At 67.0% G+C, this 1,166-nt stretch carries 1 pseudogene; it reads right to left on the bottom strand.

Annotated elements, in window-relative coordinates:
- Nucleotides 1-19: 19 nt before the first annotated feature.
- Nucleotides 20-1,076: pseudogene (locus tag MKK65_RS18785) on the bottom strand (IS630 family transposase).
- Nucleotides 1,077-1,166: the final 90 nt, after the last annotated feature.

Genomic DNA, 1,166 nt, shown 5'->3' with positions numbered 1-1,166 from the left:
TTATACCGATCCTCATTGATCAGAACCCATGAGCCCAGGCGCGCAGTCCGATGGAGATGATACGCCAGGGTCGGTCGATGAGGGTGTTCCAGGCGTGGCAGCAGTGGTCGAGGATGTCGGCGTAGGATTTGAAGACGCGGTTGCCGAGCCAGTTGTCGCGCATGAACTGCCAGAGGTTCTCCACGGGGTTCAGTTCGGGGGAGCGAGCCGGCAGGGGCAATAGGGTGATGTTGGCGGGCACGACGAGTTTCTTGGTTGTGTGCCAGCCCGCTTGATCGAGCAGCAGTACGGCGTGCGCACCGGGGGCGACGACCTGGGCGATCTCTTCGAGATGCAAGGCCATCGCCTCGGTGGTGCAGCGGGGCATGACGAGGCCAGCCCCTTTGCCAAGGGCGGGCAGATCGCACCGAAGATGTAGGCGGAGGCGGTGCGCTGGTCCTTCGGCGCCGCAGGTCGCGTGCCGCGTTTGGCCCAGCGGCGGGTGATCATGTTCTTCTGGCCGACCCGAGCCTCGTCGGCGAACCAGATCTCTATCGGCTTGCCGCCGACGGCCTGCGCGATCTCCGCCATGCGGGCGGGGAAGCTTTTTTAAAAGCGGGGATGGTGTCCGGATCCTGGGCGTGGTGGCGCGGGCGGGCGGAGAGCTTGGCGTAGCCCATGGCTCGCAGGACCCGGCTCAGCGTCTGCTCGGACACCGACACGCCGTGATCCTCGAACAGGATCTGGGCGAGATCGACCAGCCGCCAGCGCACCACTCCGTGGGCGGCCGGCATCGGCCCCTGCTCGATCAACGCGCGCAGCGCCTCCCGCTGCTCGACGTTCAAGCGCGGGCGGGCCCCAGGCGCCTTGCCGCCGATCAGCCCGTCCGGACCGTGCGCGTTGAACGCCACGACCCAGTCCCGCACCGTCTGAAGCCCAACCCCGCCGAGAGCGGCAGCGGCCGAGCGCGAGCCGCCCGCATAGATCGCCGACAAAGCCAGCAGGCGCCGTGTTTGGGCGGGATCACGCGCGCACCTGGCCAAGGTGCGCAGACCGTCAGCGTCAAAGTCTGACCGCAGCGGTACCGGAGCAGCCATGACATCCCCCTCGGGCTCCAAACCCAAAGACAGAATCACCCCTCAGCCGCCGAGGCTACCCCGTGAGTCCCACTTAACGAGGGTTGGTAT

It is taken from the genome of Methylobacterium sp. J-001, assembly GCF_022829565.1.
In the GTDB taxonomy this organism is placed as follows: Bacteria; Pseudomonadota; Alphaproteobacteria; order Rhizobiales; family Beijerinckiaceae; genus Methylobacterium.
Note: the sequence above shows the minus strand (reverse complement) of the source record. Positions and strands in the feature narration are given on the sequence as shown.